15 protein-coding genes are annotated in these 17,622 nt (G+C 49.4%); 2 read left to right on the forward strand and 13 right to left on the reverse strand.

All coding sequences use genetic code 11. The features are described from left to right. Window positions 1-4: 4 nt before the first annotated feature. The 8 genes from AC6ESP_RS25020 to addB all read right to left on the reverse strand — a co-directional run bounded on the left by AC6ESP_RS25020 (window position 5) and on the right by addB (window position 11,124). Window positions 5-1,375, reverse strand: coding sequence for an NfeD family protein (locus AC6ESP_RS25020; protein ID WP_497099455.1), 1,371 nt, complete (start codon window positions 1,373-1,375; stop codon window positions 5-7). A gap of 114 nt (window positions 1,376-1,489) precedes the next feature. After that, window positions 1,490-1,933, reverse strand: coding sequence for a GatB/YqeY domain-containing protein (locus AC6ESP_RS25025; RefSeq protein ID WP_497099456.1), 444 nt, complete (start codon window positions 1,931-1,933; stop codon window positions 1,490-1,492). Between the two features lie 15 nt (window positions 1,934-1,948). Then, complete coding sequence (rpsU, locus tag AC6ESP_RS25030) at window positions 1,949-2,122, reverse strand: 30S ribosomal protein S21 (RefSeq protein WP_005547957.1); 174 nt, start codon at window positions 2,120-2,122, stop codon at window positions 1,949-1,951. Between the two features lie 86 nt (window positions 2,123-2,208). Further along, on the reverse strand, window positions 2,209-2,562 hold the full coding sequence (locus AC6ESP_RS25035) for a histidine triad nucleotide-binding protein (RefSeq protein WP_497099457.1): 354 nt from the start codon (window positions 2,560-2,562) through the stop codon (window positions 2,209-2,211). 140 nt (window positions 2,563-2,702) lie between these two features. Then, window positions 2,703-3,068, reverse strand: a complete 366-nt coding sequence (locus tag AC6ESP_RS25040) for a hypothetical protein (RefSeq protein WP_497099458.1) — start codon at window positions 3,066-3,068, stop codon at window positions 2,703-2,705. Between the two features lie 116 nt (window positions 3,069-3,184). Further along, window positions 3,185-3,793, reverse strand: coding sequence for a hypothetical protein (locus AC6ESP_RS25045; RefSeq protein WP_497099459.1), 609 nt, complete (start codon window positions 3,791-3,793; stop codon window positions 3,185-3,187). A gap of 34 nt (window positions 3,794-3,827) precedes the next feature. Beyond that, window positions 3,828-7,619 (reverse strand): helicase-exonuclease AddAB subunit AddA, encoded by a 3,792-nt coding sequence (addA, locus tag AC6ESP_RS25050; RefSeq protein ID WP_497099460.1) that lies wholly within the window; start codon window positions 7,617-7,619, stop codon window positions 3,828-3,830. Next, complete coding sequence (addB, locus tag AC6ESP_RS25055; RefSeq protein ID WP_497099461.1) at window positions 7,606-11,124, reverse strand: helicase-exonuclease AddAB subunit AddB; 3,519 nt, start codon at window positions 11,122-11,124, stop codon at window positions 7,606-7,608. Before addB ends, addA begins: the two co-directional genes overlap by 14 nt. Window positions 11,125-11,308: 184 nt before the next feature. On the opposite strand from addB, the gene AC6ESP_RS25060 reads away from it, so the two are divergent. Further along, a complete protein-coding gene (locus tag AC6ESP_RS25060) occupies window positions 11,309-11,638 on the forward strand; it encodes a hypothetical protein (protein ID WP_497099462.1) in 330 nt (109 codons plus the stop codon). Between the two features lie 256 nt (window positions 11,639-11,894). On the opposite strand, the gene AC6ESP_RS25065 is transcribed toward AC6ESP_RS25060, so the two are convergent. Both AC6ESP_RS25065 and AC6ESP_RS25070 read right to left on the reverse strand, forming a co-directional pair. Then, the gene (locus AC6ESP_RS25065; protein WP_497099463.1) at window positions 11,895-12,116 is read right to left on the reverse strand and encodes a hypothetical protein; all 222 of its coding nucleotides are present in this window, start codon (window positions 12,114-12,116) and stop codon (window positions 11,895-11,897) included. Between the two features lie 260 nt (window positions 12,117-12,376). Next, window positions 12,377-13,756, reverse strand: coding sequence for a class I SAM-dependent rRNA methyltransferase (locus tag AC6ESP_RS25070; protein WP_497099464.1), 1,380 nt, complete (start codon window positions 13,754-13,756; stop codon window positions 12,377-12,379). Between the two features lie 150 nt (window positions 13,757-13,906). Here AC6ESP_RS25070 and AC6ESP_RS25075 point away from each other — a divergent pair, with 150 nt between their 5' ends. Further along, a complete protein-coding gene (locus tag AC6ESP_RS25075; RefSeq protein WP_497099465.1) occupies window positions 13,907-14,875 on the forward strand; it encodes a Na/Pi cotransporter family protein in 969 nt (322 codons plus the stop codon). Here the strand turns inward: AC6ESP_RS25075 and AC6ESP_RS25080 are convergent. From AC6ESP_RS25080 to AC6ESP_RS25090, 3 genes are all read right to left on the reverse strand, one after another. Next, entirely contained in the window at window positions 14,872-15,303 is a 432-nt protein-coding gene (locus AC6ESP_RS25080; protein WP_497099466.1) for an NUDIX hydrolase, read from the reverse strand. The two genes, AC6ESP_RS25075 and AC6ESP_RS25080, sit on opposite strands and share 4 nt — an antisense overlap. A 120-nt stretch (window positions 15,304-15,423) precedes the next feature. After that, window positions 15,424-16,821: a tRNA (N(6)-L-threonylcarbamoyladenosine(37)-C(2))-methylthiotransferase MtaB gene (mtaB, locus tag AC6ESP_RS25085; protein WP_497099467.1), complete on the reverse strand. Its 1,398-nt coding sequence runs from the start codon at window positions 16,819-16,821 to the stop codon at window positions 15,424-15,426. 6 nt (window positions 16,822-16,827) lie between these two features. Continuing rightward, complete coding sequence (locus tag AC6ESP_RS25090) at window positions 16,828-17,610, reverse strand: RsmE family RNA methyltransferase (RefSeq protein ID WP_497099468.1); 783 nt, start codon at window positions 17,608-17,610, stop codon at window positions 16,828-16,830. Window positions 17,611-17,622: the final 12 nt, after the last annotated feature.

The raw sequence follows: 17,622 nt of genomic DNA on the forward strand, positions 1-17,622 counted from the left end.
GCTTCTATACAATTTCTTTTACAACTACCCAAGTTCCTTCAGCCTTTACAACTTTGACGGCTGCACCAGAAGCAATGAACTCTCCTGCGGTTACAACATCAATACGAGTATCACCGATCTGTACAGTACCTGCTGGTCTAAGAGGTGTAACGGTAATCCCCTCTTGCCCTAACCATTGTACCTTAACATCAGCAGACAAGTAACCTTGCTCTGTTGTCAGCTTCTCACGCAGAATGAATTTATTCCAGATTCCTCTGTCCTTGTACTTTCTAACCATACCATACAGGACAATTATAGACACGACAAACGCAACAACCAGAGAAATAAACGCTGTCATCGGATCTGCTGCTGCCGTTACAACACCTGCAATAAGAGATATGCCGCCAAGCACTCCAAGTATGCCAAAGCTTGGTACGAATACCTCAATGATCAGCATGCCTATCCCCACTACGAACAGCACGACTGATTCAACCCCGGCGAACCCTGCAATGTAATGCCCGAAGAAAAACAATCCAAACGCAATAATGCCAAGCACACCTGGAACACCAAAGCCTGGAACAAATAATTCCATAGCCACTCCAGCAATACCCATGATAAGCAAGGCTGTCATCACAATTGGATTAACGAGCCATCTAGCTACATTCTCCGCAAGGGAAGGCTGAATCTCAATTACTTGCCGCTGATCCAGCCCTAGCCACTTGATCGCTTCATCAACTGATGCCGCAGTGTGCTCAGAATATCCAACCTTTAGCGCTTCATCCGCAGATAAAGACAAAATCTGTCCCTTCTCCTTCTGCTGACCAATCTCTGGCAGATTAAGCACGATCGAAGGGTCCACCATAGCCGCTGCCACATCTGGATCCCGATCATTCAAGGATGCCGCTGCTGACATCGCTTTCACCCAATAAGATATCACTTTGGGGTTGTCAATGAGATCCCCTGATCCATTAACGACAGATGCAGCTCCAATCGCGCTGCCTGGCTCCATGATAATGTTCTGCGCATTCAGCGCAATGTACGTTCCGGCAGACACCGCCTTGCTTTCTACATAAGCAGTAGTTGGAATATTGCTCTTGCGGATAAGCTCACCGATTTCTTCTGCACTTGTCACTTCTCCACCGAATGTATTGATGACTAGGACAACACGCTGTGCTCCCGCCTCGGATGCTTCCTTATACGCACGCTCCAAGAACGCTTTCAATCCTGATTCTACGGTTTGCTTTACTGGAACGACAACTACCGCTGGCCCAATATCTGTCTCTGCGTGAGCAGGTGTAGGTGCAGCAGCGAATCCACTGATCGTAACCAATAACAGCATCGAGAGCATCAGCACCGGAACGAATGCAACTAATCTGTCCCATCGTTTCGTTAGCAAAGTCAGGCTCCTCCTCCTTTTTGTTTATTATCCCCTTATACGTGCCTATAACCATAATGTTTCAAAAATGCAAAAGACACCCCTGTTACAGGGTGTCTTCGTCCGAACTTATAGTTATTGCAGAAATTGTTGTACGAACTGATTTACTAGTTTACCATCAGCGCGCCCTTTCGTTTTTGGCAAAAGTGCGCCCATGACTTTTCCCATCTCGGCTTTGGAAGAAGCACCGAGTTCCTGGATGGTCTGCGTTACTATCGCTTTTATCTCTTCTTCGGTCAGCTGTACGGGAAGGTATTGACTAATAATTTCAATTTCTGCAGCAAGATCTGTAACCAGATCATCACGGCCGGCTTTACTAAATTCTTGGAGGGAATCTTTACGTTGTTTGATTTCACGACTCAAGATATCCACCACTTCGTTATCGTCCAAAGGACGTTTCAAATCAATCTCCAAGTTCTTGATGGACGCGCGAATCATACGAATCGTCGTCAGCTTGAACTTGTCCTGATTTCTCATGGCTTGCTTCATATCATCGTTCAATCGTTCGCTCAGGTTCATTATGGAAGGATCCTCCTAAAACTTTCTCTTGCGTGCAGCCTCGGACTTCTTCTTGCGCTTCACACTTGGCTTTTCATAATGCTTGCGTTTTTTCACCTCAGCTAGAACACCATCTTTAGCGATGGAACGTTTAAAGCGGCGAAGCGCAGCATCAATAGTTTCGTTTTTGCGAACTTTAGTTTCAGACACCAGTTTTCCCTCCCTCCGAAACAGACCGTCCAGAGCATTAAACACGGTTTATCAACTTACATTATATGATAAAACAAAATGCAGTGTCAACTAGCGTTATTTACAACTAGCGGACCAAGGTTTTCTCCACCTAATAAATGCAAGTGAAGATGATAGACTACCTGGCCTCCGTCGCTATTCACGTTGTTGATTAGACGGTATCCAGACTCGGCAATTCCTTGTTCTTGTGCTATTGTACGCGCTGCTGCAAACAGCTCGGCGATCACTTCATCGTCTGCTGCTGTTACATCATTCATCGTAGCAATATGCTTTTTGGGGATAATCAGAATATGTACAGGCGCCGCAGGCTGGATATCCTTGAATGCAAGCACGGTGTCTGTCTCATAAACCTTGTTTGACGGGATAGAGCCTTCAATAATTTTGCAAAAAATGCAGTCCATTACTTTATCCCTCCTTCCCATCAACTTTAATATCGATTATAACCGATTATACCATAGCTCGTCCAATCTCTTATGCATGTATATACCGGCCAGGAATGTCCGTCCACAGGCCGGCATTATTTAGTATGCATGAATAAAAATCAGAAAAAGGAGAGAAGGGATAAACCAAGCAAAGCTGTGAGCGGGAACACCTGACGGTAGAACCTGCGCCGCGGGAAATACGGATAAGGATACAATCTCGGACCGAAGGGCGGATATGGAAAAAACGCTCGGCCATCCCAGCCCTGCATGCTGCTGTAAGGAATAGCCATGTACACATTCTCATCGTCAACATGCTCCACGAATCCATCAACACACCAGCCATCATGCGTTCTGGCAAGCACGTACCGGTGCATATGGCTGGCGCACAAATCCTTCATTGTATTTTCCCCAGCCGCTTGCGGTTTAATCGTATCCAGCTTCACTGCCTCCTGCTTAATCGTTCCTTTGCCTTTGCCTCTCTGCATCGCATTCAGCCTCCCAACTGCTATTATGCAATTATCGTATGCAGCAATGGGCATTCGGCTACTGCAGACAAGAAAAATCCCTGTCATCGCCAAATTGCGACAGACAGGGATTGCTATTATAGGATTAGCTTATAATCGGTATGCTCGTTAATGGACTGCTCAAGCTGATCCGCGATGTCCATCCATCCTAGCCCGTTGCCAAGCTGAATGGAAGCACTTCTGCTCTTGGCAGCATCGAAGTTGAACTTGCTTATAATAGCATGCTGCTTCGTGATCGCTTCTTGTAACGAAGTGAGATAAGCGGTCTCCACCTCGGTAAGCGGACCCCCATGATTACCTAACTGCTGAATCGAATATTCGATCACACTCACATAATTGCTCAATTCATCCCTAGGGAACTCCGTTCCACTGAATTCATGAGCCTGCCTAATAAGCTCCAATACCCCCTGAGAGCTGCGGAAGGCTGAGACTGCACGGAACTTCGCATCCATTCTTTCACTCAGGTCTCCGCTGTGCAGCAGCTCTATTTCAAGCTGAAGCGCCTTATAGAACGATTCCGCTGATACAGCTGATGCCACGATTAGCTGGCCCTTCTGATACTTGTCCTCTTGACCGTTCTGCAAATATTGGGAGTAGAAAAACACATTGCCAATTAAGCTGAATGTAAGAAGTACTAGCGTTATTGGCAGAACTAGCGATTTTTTCGGGGATGCCTGGTGATCCATGTTACCAATCTACCTCCGTATACTTTTCCTATAATTATAGCTGCACGGATTGACCGCCATCGAAGAAAAAGACATGGCATTCCGCGATTGCTTGTCCCAGCACCGATTCAATAGCCTCTGCATACAGCTCAAGCTGAAACCGATGCTTTTCTGCAGTGCGTGCCCATTCTTTCATGTAGATCCGGTCCGTTTTGTAATCAAGCAGTACGACACCCTCGCTATCCTCGAACAGACAATCGATAACTCCTTGAATGAGAATCGGCTCCTTAGACAATGCCTCTGATGAATCCGGATAAATCCGGCTAGCCGGGAACATACAGCTGAATGGAACCTCCCGCTTCACCCAGTTAGCTCTCAGCAGCCTCTCCCCTATTGGACTTTGGAAGAATGAGGCTACGGAAGCCAAATCGATGGTGTCTGCTTGCTTCGGAGTCAGCAGCTGGTGCTCAACCATGCCCGCTAGTGTCTGTTCAAGCATTGCCTTATCAACCTCACTGGTCAGAGGGATATGCTGCATGAGCAAATGACTGACCGTACCCTTTTCTGCGGCCGTCATTTTTTCTTCTTCCATGAACTTAGGACGCCTTAGCCTGAACGTATAGCTGCCGCCTGGGCTTGTCTCTTGCTCCTTAGCGGAGGCAGGATGAAGAGGCTCACCGAAATCATACTCCTCTAGAGCATCGGCATGGAGCCTCTTCATCTCCGTTACAGAGGTTTTGGCCGCAATTGTTGTCGACTCCAGGTAACCATACTGCCAATCCAGCCGCTGACGCAGCTCCTCATCCTGCTGTACAGGCTCAAGCTGTACTAGAGACATTACTCCCTGCAGGCGATCCTCACGTTCGCTATTATGATCCAGAAGCTCCTCAGAGCCTGCTGCAGCCTCTGTGCCGAATATAGATGCATCAACAATGCCCGCTTGCCATTGGAAGGCACTAAGGCCATCCTCTACCTCTTCAAGCCGATTGAAGGTGGTCATTGCTAGAGGGCCAAGCCAGTCCAGGAAAGTAGAAGCAGATGCGAGTCTGAAGTCTGGGATATGGCTGTTCGCTCCCACTGCGGCTTGCCAGCGGCGAAGCTTCGCATCGGCGTCCGAAACGGTGCCGACAAGGAACATTTTCTCCTTCGGGCGGGTAAGGGCGACATACAAGATACGCATTTCCTCAGCGAGCATCTCCATCCGCATCCGTCGTCTAATTGCCAAATACGGAAGGGTAGGGTAACTAATTCGCTGCTCCGGATTAATGAACCGCGGGCCGAAGCCGAGCTGCTTATGCTTCAAGAAAGCGCTGCGTAGATCCTGCTGATTGAAATTTTTACCTAGACCAGCTGCGAATACTACCGGGAATTCAAGTCCCTTGCTCTTGTGGATAGACATGATTCTCACAACATTCTCTTGCTCCCCAAGCGCTCTTGCAGTACCCAGATCACCGCCGCTATCCCGCATCCGCTCCACAAACCGCAGAAACCTAAATAAGCCTCGGAATGAAGTCGATTCGTATTGACGCGCCCGGTCATGCAGTGCTCGCAGATTAGCTTGCCGCTGGATTCCACCCGGAAGCCCTCCTGTGAAATCATAATAGCCAGTCTCCCGATAGATGCTCCAAATCAGGTCAGCTAGCGAGCCTTGACGCGCCTCATCCCGCCAGCGGTCAAGCCGCTCTAGGAATAAGGATAGCTTGCGCCTCGTCTCTTCCGGCTGAAGCAGATCGCCTGCTGCTTGCAATACAGCATCATAATAGCTGGACTTCATCGCCTGTATTCGGATTGATGCCAGCTCCTCCGCATTCAAGCTGAATATCGGCGAGCGAAGAGTTCCTGCTAGAGGGATATCCTGATACGGATTGTCGATGACGCGCAGCAGTGAAAGCACTGTCTCTACTTCCGTCGCATCGAAATAACCACTGCTTAGCTCCGCATAAGCAGGAATACCGCTGGCTTGCAGCTCCTCAATCATAATGGGAGACCATTGCTGCGTTGCCCTTAGCAGAATCACGATATCCCGCCACTCGAGTGGACGATTCTCCTGCTTCTTGCCATCATAGACGCGGAATCCACGATCGATCAGCTGCTGAATTTGGAGCGCAATCCAGCGAGCCTCCAGCTGCGCGGTCTGCAAGTCAGCCACAGACTCCGCAGCGCTGCCACCAGCTTGTTCGCCGTCTTCATCAGAATCAGAGCCTGACAGCTCTTCTTGCTCAGTCCCGCCAGCCTTGTTAATCACCGCAAGCTCAACAGCAAATGTACCAGGCTGTTCGGCTTCAGGATATACAGCTCCGCAGACGAGCTCAGCTCGTGAATCATAATCCATCTCTGCTACTGATTCTCGCATAATGGCGCGGAACACATCATTCACACCGTCTACGACTTCGCTCCGACTGCGGAAATTACGTGCTAGATCGATTCGAAGCCCGGTGCCGCCTTTGTCCCCATAGCTCTTGTATTTGTTCATGAATAGGTTAGGCTCCGCCAGTCTGAACCGATAAATGCTCTGCTTGACGTCTCCAACCATGAACCGATTGCCCTGATCAGGGTTGGCGATTAGAGTCACAATCGCTTCCTGCACCATATTCGTATCCTGATATTCATCCAGCAGAATTTCATCGAATTGCCGCTGGTACTCCAATGCTGCGGCAGAAGGAAGCGTAAGCTCTGGTGTTGATTCTGGAGCACGCAGTATGCGCAGACAATAATGCTCCAAATCTCCGAAGTCCAGCAATCCCTTTGCCCGTTTAGCAGCCTCATAACGCTGTCCAAACTCTACTACAAGTCCAGAGAGCGCCCCCATGAGCGGAGTGAGCTCCTGAAGCTCCTCTACGAATGCCTCTGCTGAACGGCCGAACAGTTCATCAGACAATGAACTGATCATTTTTTTGGCATTATCGCGAAGCTCCTTCGCTTGCTCTTGAAGTGATTTATCATACTCGTCGCCGCGCATCGCCTTCAGCTTGCCGAACGATATGGCTTGGAAGGGCTCGAACCATTCCTCCCAAGGCTGATGGTCAACCATGCCCTTCAGGCCTATTACTAGAGCTAGATCATCCTCGAATGCTTCTGCGTAAGGAGCAGGACCAGCAGGCTCACGCGTGAGATCTAGCGCCTGCTGCAGCAGAGCAATCGCACCGGATAGCGCAAGCTCGACATCCTCTCTGATGCTGGCTACCCAAGGACTGCCTTCGAGCTGCTGCACATTCGCCACTGCGAAGCTGCCCGCCGTCGCTTCCAGCCAATGCTCCGGCCAAGGATTGCTCTGTGCGAAATCGAACAGCTGCTGCACAAGCCTGTATAGCGGTTCATCTCCACGCTCACCGCCATAACGATCGGCTAACCGCAGAAAAGCCCCATCATCGCCTGCACTCTCATACTTTTCCTCAAAAAGCTGATCCAGCACATCTATACGCATCAGCTCGCTCTCCGTTTCATTCGCGATACGGAAGCCGGGATCGAGACCAATCAATGGATAATAGCGACGAATAACATCGAGACAAAAGGAATGAAGTGTCGTAATCGATGCTCTATTCATTAACGCTAGCTGACGGCGTAAATGCTCAGATTCTGGCTGTCGCTCCAGCTCCTTCTCAAGCGCAATGCGAATACGATCCTTCATCTCTGCTGCTGCTGCCTTCGTGAACGTCGCTACGAGCAGACGGTCTACATCAGCAGAGGAGGATATTTTCCTAATAATTCTCTCCACTAGAACTGCAGTCTTGCCAGAGCCTGCGGCGGCAGCAACGAGCACGTTAGAGCCCTCGGTAACGATGGCATGCCATTGATCATCCGTCCAATTGCTGCCTGCTGGCTTAGCTGTATGATTAATCGTCTCCATTACCGCTCTCCTTCCCTTCCAGCTGCCTCCAAATTTCCTCCTCAGAGGGCTTATGCAGCTTCACATATTCATTGCCGTCAAACAGCGGATCGAATTGGCAGACAGCCTTATAATCGCAATATTGGCAGGGCGACTTCGTTCCAAGACGATAAGGCTCGATTGACACTTTACCGCCGCTGATATCTGAACCAATCTGGCCGATGGTCCGGCGCACAGAGCCTCGAAGAACATCCCATTGATCATTAGTAACAACTGAAGAGCTGCTGTAGAACGCCCCGTCACGCTTCAACGCTACTGGAAGCAGCTCGGAATAGCCGCTCTCCAACTGGTCATCCATTAGTCGCACGGTATCTGCTTCTGCAGTAATAAGGCCCTTCATTTTGAACTTCTTAAGCATCCTGCTATTGACCTCAGCGCTCGATAATCCATTGGATACTGCAAGCAGCGGGTTATGCACATGGAAGTACAATACGCCAGCAGGCGATGCAGACTGTCCGAGCCAGCCTTCCGCATGGGTTACGAGCACATCCAAATACGTCAGCATCTGCAAGGACAGCCCGAAGGCGACCTCCTCCAATCTAATTTGGGTTGAGCTGGATTTGTAATCAAGCACTCGCAGCAAAAGTCCCTGCTCAGTCTGAGCGGCGTCAACCCTGTCAATTCTTCCTATAATCTCCATAGTCCCGCCATTAGCAAGCGGAATGATGAGCGATGGCAATGTGCCGTCTGGGCCAAAATCCACCTCAAGCCCTACTGGCTTGAACTCAGCTCTTCTTGCATGCTCGCTTAGCATAACCGCCGCTTTGGCGATAATTTCTTTCAGCTTTCTAGCAATATATTGAAATCTCCCGCTGCTAAGCAGGATTTGTGATTGAAGCCGCGGAGCAAGCTCGTCTACCGTCTGAGCTGCAGCAGCGCGAATCTCCGACTCCGACATAGAGCCCCAGCGATGCCCAAGACCCCCTGCCAGCTTGCTGAGCGCCGCATGGAACAGCTGACCCACATCAGGTGCATCCAGCCTGTACAGCTTCCGTTCTCTCAGCCGCAATCCATGAATTGCAAAATGCTGGAATGGGCACGATACAAACCTTTCCATTCGTGACACACTTGCTCTGAGTCTTGTCCCATATAGCTGCTGAGCTGTATCGGCTGAAAGTGCCTGCTCTTGATTCACATAGCTCAAGGAAGTCGTAAGCAATTGCAGCTTGTCCTGCCACTGTGGGCGAATCGCGTACCAGTTATAGATATCCCACCAAAAAGGAGCAATCTCTGCCCCCTGCTGCCAAGCTCTAAGCTCGGAAATCAGGTAGGATATCGTACGCTGTGGATGCTCAATGAAGGAGCGCTGCTCGTACTCCGCCATCCCAGGGGTCGGCTCAGCTGCTGCTGTACGCACACCAATACCAGGAAAGAGCTGCTTAATCTGGCGTATGACTTCTGAAGGAAGCAGGCTTTTGCCCTCTTCATCTGCAAGTGCCCAGCTCATCCATAGATGAGTGCTTGGCGTAGTAAGCGCATTATAGATAATAAAGCGTTCGTCAAGTAATCTGCGCCTGACGCTCGGAGCCATTACGAGCCCCTCTTCCGCCAAGCGCTCCCGCTCCTGTTCAGTAAGGACACCATCCTCCTGAATGCGCATCGGCATAATCCCGTCATTCGCCCCAAGCACATAACAAATGTGGACTTGGCCTGAGCGAGTTCGATCCATACTTCCGATTAACGCTTGATCCAATGCTGGTGGCACCGCGGCCAGCTTCAGGCTCTCAAGACCGGTCTCAATCATCCCAGCGAACATCTCTGGCGGCATAGCCTCATCCCCTACCAGCTCTACCAGCTGATCGAGAAGCTGCATGACACCATCCCACAGCTGTCTATGCGCCCGTGAGCGCTGTGTCCTGCCCTCTGCAGCATCTTGTCGGCTCCACCTCTCCAGCCTGTCCGCCGCATCCGCATGATCAAGCAGACGATACAGCGCCTCACACATCGTCCTCACATCCGGCGCCTTCTTCAGGGCAAGCCCGAATCTTCTTAGAGGCGGTACTATCGCATCACGAGCTGCCATTACAGCATCGAATTCCCGTTTAGCATAAGCAGATATTTCTGCTGTTTCATCTATTTCATCGTCTAGTGACCGCACAACGAATGGCTTCCATCTCGTGCTGTCGAGCCACTTCCAGCCATCCACACCTGCTGCCAATACGTAGTTTTCGAGCAGATCGAATTGCTCTCTCGGCAAATTCCCCTCCATCGGGAATAGCAGCTCCGTCTTCACACAACGGAATACAGCCTCATAATGCCAGCCATGCAGCACAGTCTCAAGTGCAGAACGAATGAATTCTACTAATGGATGATAGACCGTATTATGCTTCTGATCTAGAAAATAGGGAATTTCGTAATCATCGAATACAGCCTGAATATAATCGTTATAATCGGCCGAGTTGCGAACCATTACTGCCATATCGCGCCAACGCAAGCCATCCTCCCGTGCTCTTCGCACCATATCTCTCGCAACAGCCTCCACCTCAGCCCGGCGGTTAGCCGCAGCATGCAGAGAGATGCCCTGTAAGTGATTGGTGTTCGCAGCATCTTTTGTGTTAGGCAGCAGCATTGGCGTACGACCGCCATAATGACGCTCCAGATGAGCGAGCATTGGACTTTGGCTGAACCGTGATTCCATGCTATGGCCTAACAGAATAGGCTCATCCAACTCGACACCACAAGCAGCGGCAAGCTCGATTAGCTTGCCATACGTCTCTGCCGTTGGATGAAACAGCTCCAGTTCATGAGGCTTCTCACCAGGCGCATACGTCCGATCAAGTGTCAGTGCAATCGTCACATCCGCTGCCGAAGCGATCAGTACATGTAATGCTTCATACTCCTTCGGAGTAAATCCATGAAATCCGTCGATCCATATTTGCGCACCGCGCATGGCAGCAGCATCTGCGAAGCCCGCAGTCAGCCGAGTTAAGTAATCTTCGGAATCTATATACAAGCCGCCGAGCTCTATTTCCAAGCGTTCATACACTAGTCGCAAATCATGAAGCTTCCGATTCAATAAAGATGAACCATTCATGGAATCTGTCGAGCTAGCTAATGAAGCAGCATCAATGCCATATCTTTTCCATTCCGTCAAAAGCTCGCCGAGACGCTCTATAAATCCTGGCTGCTCTGCTCCACTCTGGAACAACTCCAGCTCGTTGCCTAGCAGATGAACAATTTTGTATAGCAGCATATGCTTGCCGTCATCACTAATTGGAACTAGCGCCGTTCCGCCAGTCTCCTGCATAACACGGAATGCCAGCCTGCGAAAGCTAAGCGCTTGGGCACGAATCGCGCCATTCATTTCTTTTAGAAGCGCATACTCCGTCTGAAAGGTAGCCTGCTCAGGCACGAGCATAATAAGCGGCGGCCCGTCTGGCTTATCATGTAATTGCGAGCGTATGCTCTCTAAGCAATATGACGTTTTTCCCGTTCCCGAACGACCCAGTACGAATCGCAGTCCCATTATCGATACTTCCCTTCCGATACAATCTCTTAATCTACTATAGTACCATAAGAAGCTATAATTATCACCCAAGAAACAAACGTATGTTCTGGAATTTTTTCTAAAATATTAAAGATTCCCTATTGCAATACCTGATATTCCGAGTATAATACTTGGTATATACATGAGATTGGGGATGCGGGTTATGACTTCAACTGAAGCGATTGTAGAACGGTGGATGAATGACCACCTCGATTTACTAAACTATGCAAAGCAAATTGGTGATCTAGAGTGGCAGAATGAGCTGATGGAGAAGCTTAACGATGCTAAGGCGCATACAGCTGAATTAGTGCTCACGGTCAAGACCGAAGAGCTTTGGCGTCATTTTGATTCCATTAATGCAAAAATGCTGGAGATTTATAGCCTACTGAGGAAATCGGACAACGTTAGTGAGATTAATACGTTGAAAGAGGAAGTGTGGGAGCTTAAGCTGCAGCGGATTGAGCTATGCAAACAATTTAAATCAACGATGTAATTAAATAGATATACAACACAAAAAAATCCCGCATGCGGTTTGCCGCTTTGCCGGATATCGGGTAATCCATTCATTTCATTGAGACATGCAGAAGTCTGCTCTGTTCGATCCTACTTAACAGCTGCGTGCAGAGGTCTGCTCCGCATTAGAGCTTCACAGGTACGTATCAATTTGCAGATTGATATGTACATCAATAAATAAATAAGAGCTCATTAGATAGCCGCAGTTGTTCGATTGACCTCTTGAGAGGACGATCTTACATTGCGGTTTGTTTCATTTCACGCATCATGCTCATCATCATCGTCATCATTTCATCGCATTCTTGCATTTTGGACATCATCATATCCATATCCATGTTCATCATATCCATCTTCTGCATTTCCATCATTTGATCCATCATCATCTTCATGCTGCTCATCTTGCACATCATTTCTTCCATACACATTGTCATCATCATCTTCATGCTCATCATTTCCATCTTACTCACTCATCCTTTCGAATTGGGTATTTTTGTTTCCATATCTTTCTTTTAGAAGAATAACCCATATACCAAATAAAATCAATCATTATTTTCGGAAAAGTCTTGCTTTCTTTTTCAGACCTGTGATATTATTAAATATTTTTAGTAATTCATATAATCCCTCACGGGTTTATCAATTTGGTTGGTTTACGTCAAAAAAAGGCTGCCAAGCAGCATCATACTCAGATACTGCACGGCAACCTCTACCACATTCCCATCTATTTACTTCTAACCTCGAACACTGCAAATTTCAAATAATGCCCCTCATTGACCCCTAACAGCTGGGGATGATCCTTGCCTGCTGTACGCCATTCCACTAGACGCAGCAGCTTGCCTGCATCGGCCGCCGCATCTTGAACCGTCTCTAAGAACAGCTCTGGCCGCATATGGTAGGAGCAGCTTGCTGTAACGAGATATCCGCCTTCATTAACCAGCTTCATCCCGTGGAGATTAATATCCTTATAGCCGCGTACTGCCCCTGCAACTGCGGATTTCGTCTTGGCGAACGCAGGCGGATCGAGAATGACCACATCCCATGTCCGGCCGTTGCCGCTAATCGGCTTAGAGGTATCCGTGCCGCCTTGGCTCCGCTCAGCCCGCTCCTCGATTCCTTTCACCTGATTGCGCAAGTAATCGAACGCATCAGCCACGACAAACTCTACCCGATCGGTAAAGCCGTTGCGCTCCATATTCCGACGAGCCGTATCGATTGCATGCTCCGAAATATCAAGGCAGGTTACTTTCTTAGCTCCGTATTTGCACGCGTGAAGCGTGAAGCTTCCCGTATGTGCGAAGCATTCCAGCACCGTTGCCCCATCCCAATAAGGGAAGGTAACGACCTTGCCATTCGCGTTAACTGGCACAAGCTCGTCTGCTGTGCTGTCTGTTGTCTGAGCATCCACATCTGCTCTCCGCTCGAGACGAATGCCGCTGCGCGATCCCCAGCCTTTCATTAGTGGTGCTATTGATGCTCTATTCTCACGTTGATCGTAGAAATAGCCGGTTTTCTGGCCTTCTACAATATCAACCTCCAGCTTCAGACCATTCTCCTCGATCTCAATGATCGGAGGGCATTCCCCATAGAGTACACCAGTCTTCTGCTCTAAGCCTTCCAGCTGCCTCACACCGACATCGCTGCGCTCATAAATGCCTTGTGGTTCAAACACTTCAATTAATGCAGCAAGAATCGCCTCACGGCGAATATCCATTCCAAGCGTCAGGAATTGAATGACCAGAACATTATTGAACCGGTCAACGGTTAGCCCAGGCAGAAAATCTCCTTCACCGTAGACCAGACGACAATCAGCATCAGCTACGAATCGGCCTCGATACTCCTTGCATTGCTGGAACTTTTCGACGAAGAAGGACTTGTCCAAGCTCTCAATCGGCTTATAAGACATGACCCGGACTGTAATCATGGATTTGGCATTGTAATAGCCGGTTGCCAAGTAACGGCCTTTGTGGGACACAACATCAACCACATCACCAGGCTCTGCTGCACCCTCCAGACGTTCAATTTCATTCGCATAGATCCATGGATGACCCGCTTCCAGACGTTTTTTTCGACCACGCTGCAGCCATATTTGTGCTTTGCTCACTTATATATCTTCCTCTCTATCTGGCAACGGCTATTGCACCGCTGCTTACGAACCTGTGACCCTTATGCTTGTCATGCTTGTCTTTCTATTCGCATATGTATATGTACGAAGCATTCTATGCGTATCGCATGTAAAAGGAGATCTTTCTTCATGCTCTTATCGATTATTGTTCCAATGATGATCGGCTTTACCCTATTTCTAAGCGGTATGAAGCTTATGGAGCTGGCCCTGCATCACCTTGCCGGCCCGCATCTGAACAGCATCCTGTACCGCTCCACAGCCACACCTATCCACGGTCTTGCGGTAGGTACAATAACTACAGCCTTCCTGCAGAGCAGCACGGCGGTCACCGTCATTGCGATTGGACTAGTGAATGCGAGATTGCTAACGTTTCCTAGAACGCTAGGCATCATACTCGGCACGAATATCGGAACCTGCCTAACTACAGAGATTATCGGGCTCAGCTTGGACAGTCTTGCGAAGCCGCTCTTTATTGCTTCCATAGCCGGATTCGTTATAACCGTTCTGCTGAGCGAAATACAGCTATTCCCCTCACTAGGGCTGCCAGGCTGGGTACAGACCATGCGTTATTCATCCGTCGCATTGACTGGGTTCAGCATGCTCCTTACTGGCATGGCCATGATGCAGAGCATCGGTACTGAAGTACAGAAGAGCCCCTTCTTCAGCTGGTTCCTGGATAAAGCTAGCGACAGCCTATGGTGGGGGCTTCTAGCCGGAGCAATACTGACCGCTGCAATCCACAGCAGTGCCGCCGTCATCGGAATTATAATGGGCTTTGCTGCTATCGGCGCTATGCCTGTGGAGCTCTGTGTAGCTATCGTTCTTGGTGCCAATGTAGGAACCTGTGCAACCGCACTGCTCGCCTCGATTGGCAGCTCCAAATCCGGACAGCTTGTTGCGCTATCCCATGTCGTTCTCAATGTCGGCGGAGCTCTATTGTTCATGCCTTTTATAAGCGAACTAGCCGCTATATCCGGCTCTTGGTCTCAATCCTCGGCAAGCCAAATCGCGCATGCCCAGACCATCTTCAATGTATTAAGCTCATTAATTGCCCTGCCGCTTTGTTACTTGCCGGTATTCCGTAAGCTGCAAGCCTAATCAATCTGTATGCCAAGCAATTGAAGGGCTCCGGCAACGATACGATTATTGTTGTCGTACCCGGACTGCTTCTGAAGTCTCCAGGCGTCACGGGGCTCGAACCAATCTACTCCGCGAATTTCTTCTACCTGAGCCTGCAAGGCACCGCTGACTGCTTCAACTAGATAATAGTGAACCTCTTTGTCGACTACGCCTTTACGATCGTCCTGGTATTTATATTTAATCTGGTCGATAGGGGCTACAATAACGCCCGTAAGTCCAGTTTCTTCAGCAATTTCACGAAGTGCCGTCTGTTCCACTGTCTCGCCAGCTTCCATCTTCCCCTTCGGAAGTGAGACTTTGCCGTAACGATCTTGAATAAGCTGGATTTGCAGCACACCTTCATCTGAACGCCGATATACGACGCCCCCAGCTGAAATTTCCTTCATTCCCGCGTCCCCCTTGCTTGCTTGACATTTGTATGCAACAACGAGGCTTCCTCGTCCGATCCCTCCTCTTAGGAATCGGCTAGGAACCCTCGCGAACGGTGCTCTGTGCCTACCTGCGTTTTACGCCTGTACGGCTTGTGGACGCACGTTATGGTCCACTTGCTGATGCTTCTCAAGCACGAAGGAATGGACCTCTTCCTCATCAATCACTCGAACGAGCTGGCCGCGGCACTCATTAACACCAGATTGTGTGATTTTCACGCGACATAGCTTGCCGACAAGATCGAGTGACCCCTCGAACACGACTTGAATGTAGTTATCGGAATAACCCATGATAAGTCCTGTACCTGGAGCGCCCTTGTAGTCCCGCTCCGGAATAATATCCAACACCGCTCCAACATGCTTATCCGCATATTTCAGCTGCATCTTCTCCGATAGATCAATGAGCTTATGAACGCGTTCATTCTTCACTTCCTCATCCACCTGCTCATCCATCCTTGCAGCAGGTGTACCCGTCCGCTTGGAATAAGGGAACACATGCATTTCGGAGAAGCCTATTTCCTCCATGAAGCGGAAGCCGCGTTCGAACATTTCCTCCGTCTCGCCAGGGAAGCCGACAATGACGTCTGTCGTGATTGCAACGCCAGGCATGACCTCGCGAATCCGCTTGATCTTCGCTCCGAATTCCTCAGTCGTATATTTGCGGCGCATCCGCTTCAGAACGGAATCATCGCCCGCCTGTAGTGGAATATGGAGATGACGGCACATTTTATCCGAACGGTTAAGCACATCAATCATGGCATCGTCAATCTGGCTTGCTTCAATCGAGCTGATTCGGATACGCTCTAAGCCATCGATTTTGTCCAGATCCCATAATAGATCCGTCAATCTGTAATTTTCCATATCATCGCCATATCCGCCGGTATGAATACCAGTAAGCACAATCTCCTTGTAACCCGAGGCTACTAGCTGCTTAGCCTGTTCGATTACACTATGCGAGTCCCGGCTGCGAGACAATCCACGTGACCAAGGAATAATGCAGAAGGTGCAGAAGTTGTTGCAGCCCTCCTGAATCTTCAGGAACGCCCGCGTACGCTCTGAGAAATCAGGCACGTCAAGCTCCTCGAAATCACGTGTCTTCATAATGTTGCGCACCGCATTAACCGGTTGACGGTCACCTTGAATCTGGCCTACAAAGGACATAATTTTCTCACGGTCCTGAGTACCTATAACCAGATCAACTCCTGGAATTGCCATAATCTCTGCAGGAGACGTCTGAGCATAACAGCCAGTAACCGCGATAACCGCATCCGGATTCCTTCGCACTGCACGGCGAATAATCTGACGGCTCTTCTTGTCTCCTGTATTCGTAACGGTACATGTATTAATTAAATAGACATCAGCTGTCGATTCAAAATCAACCTGCTCATAGCCCTCGTTTTTGAATAGCTGCCAAATGGCTTCTGTGTCATAAAAGTTAACTTTGCAACCTAAGGTGTAAAAGGCTACCGATGGCATAATTTCTTACGCTCCTCCCATTTCTCCGGCTTCATACAGCAAGCATGTCAATCCGACGAAGCCTGCGGTTTCCGCCCGCAATATCCGTTTGCCAAGCCCCACAATGACTGCTCCTGCAGACTCAGCTTCGGTTGCCTCACGTTCTGTGAAGCCGCCTTCTGGGCCGACGATGAGCAGAACCTTGGGCGCCTCTGCAGCAATCCCGCTCGCCTTCTGCTTCCACTCGTGCACAGCAGTTCTAATTCCCTTGCCTGCTGCTGCATCGCCTTCCCGCTCATAACAAAACAATACGAAGTCAAATTGCGATATCGATTCAATAAGCTCACGCCAGCTGCGTACGGATTCAATCGCAGGAATACGACAGCGATGCGATTGCTCCGCTGCCTCCTTAGCAATTTTCCCCCAGCGCTCCAGACGCTTCGCTTCTTTTTTGCCGTCATACTGGACAATTATTCTCTCGGATTGGAACGGCGCGAACGAATAGGCGCCAATCTCTGTCCCTTTTTGAATAACGAGCTCCATCTTATCGCCCTTAGGCAAGCTCTGAGCAATCGTTACAGACCACTCCGGCTCGCTGTTCATTGGAAGCTCCTGGGTGATGTCTGCTAGAACCTCCGATGAGCTGGCCTCACGCACAGAAGCGAGCGCAACACGAGATTGCCCATCGCTTACGATAAACTGCTCATCCGGCTTCATCCGCATAACACGCACCGCATGAAAAGCATCCTCACCAATTAATCGCACGCTGGAGCCTTCGAATTGCTCCACTGCTACAAAATATCGCTGCATCGTATCTGTCTA

The organism is Paenibacillus xinjiangensis, assembly GCF_059686975.1.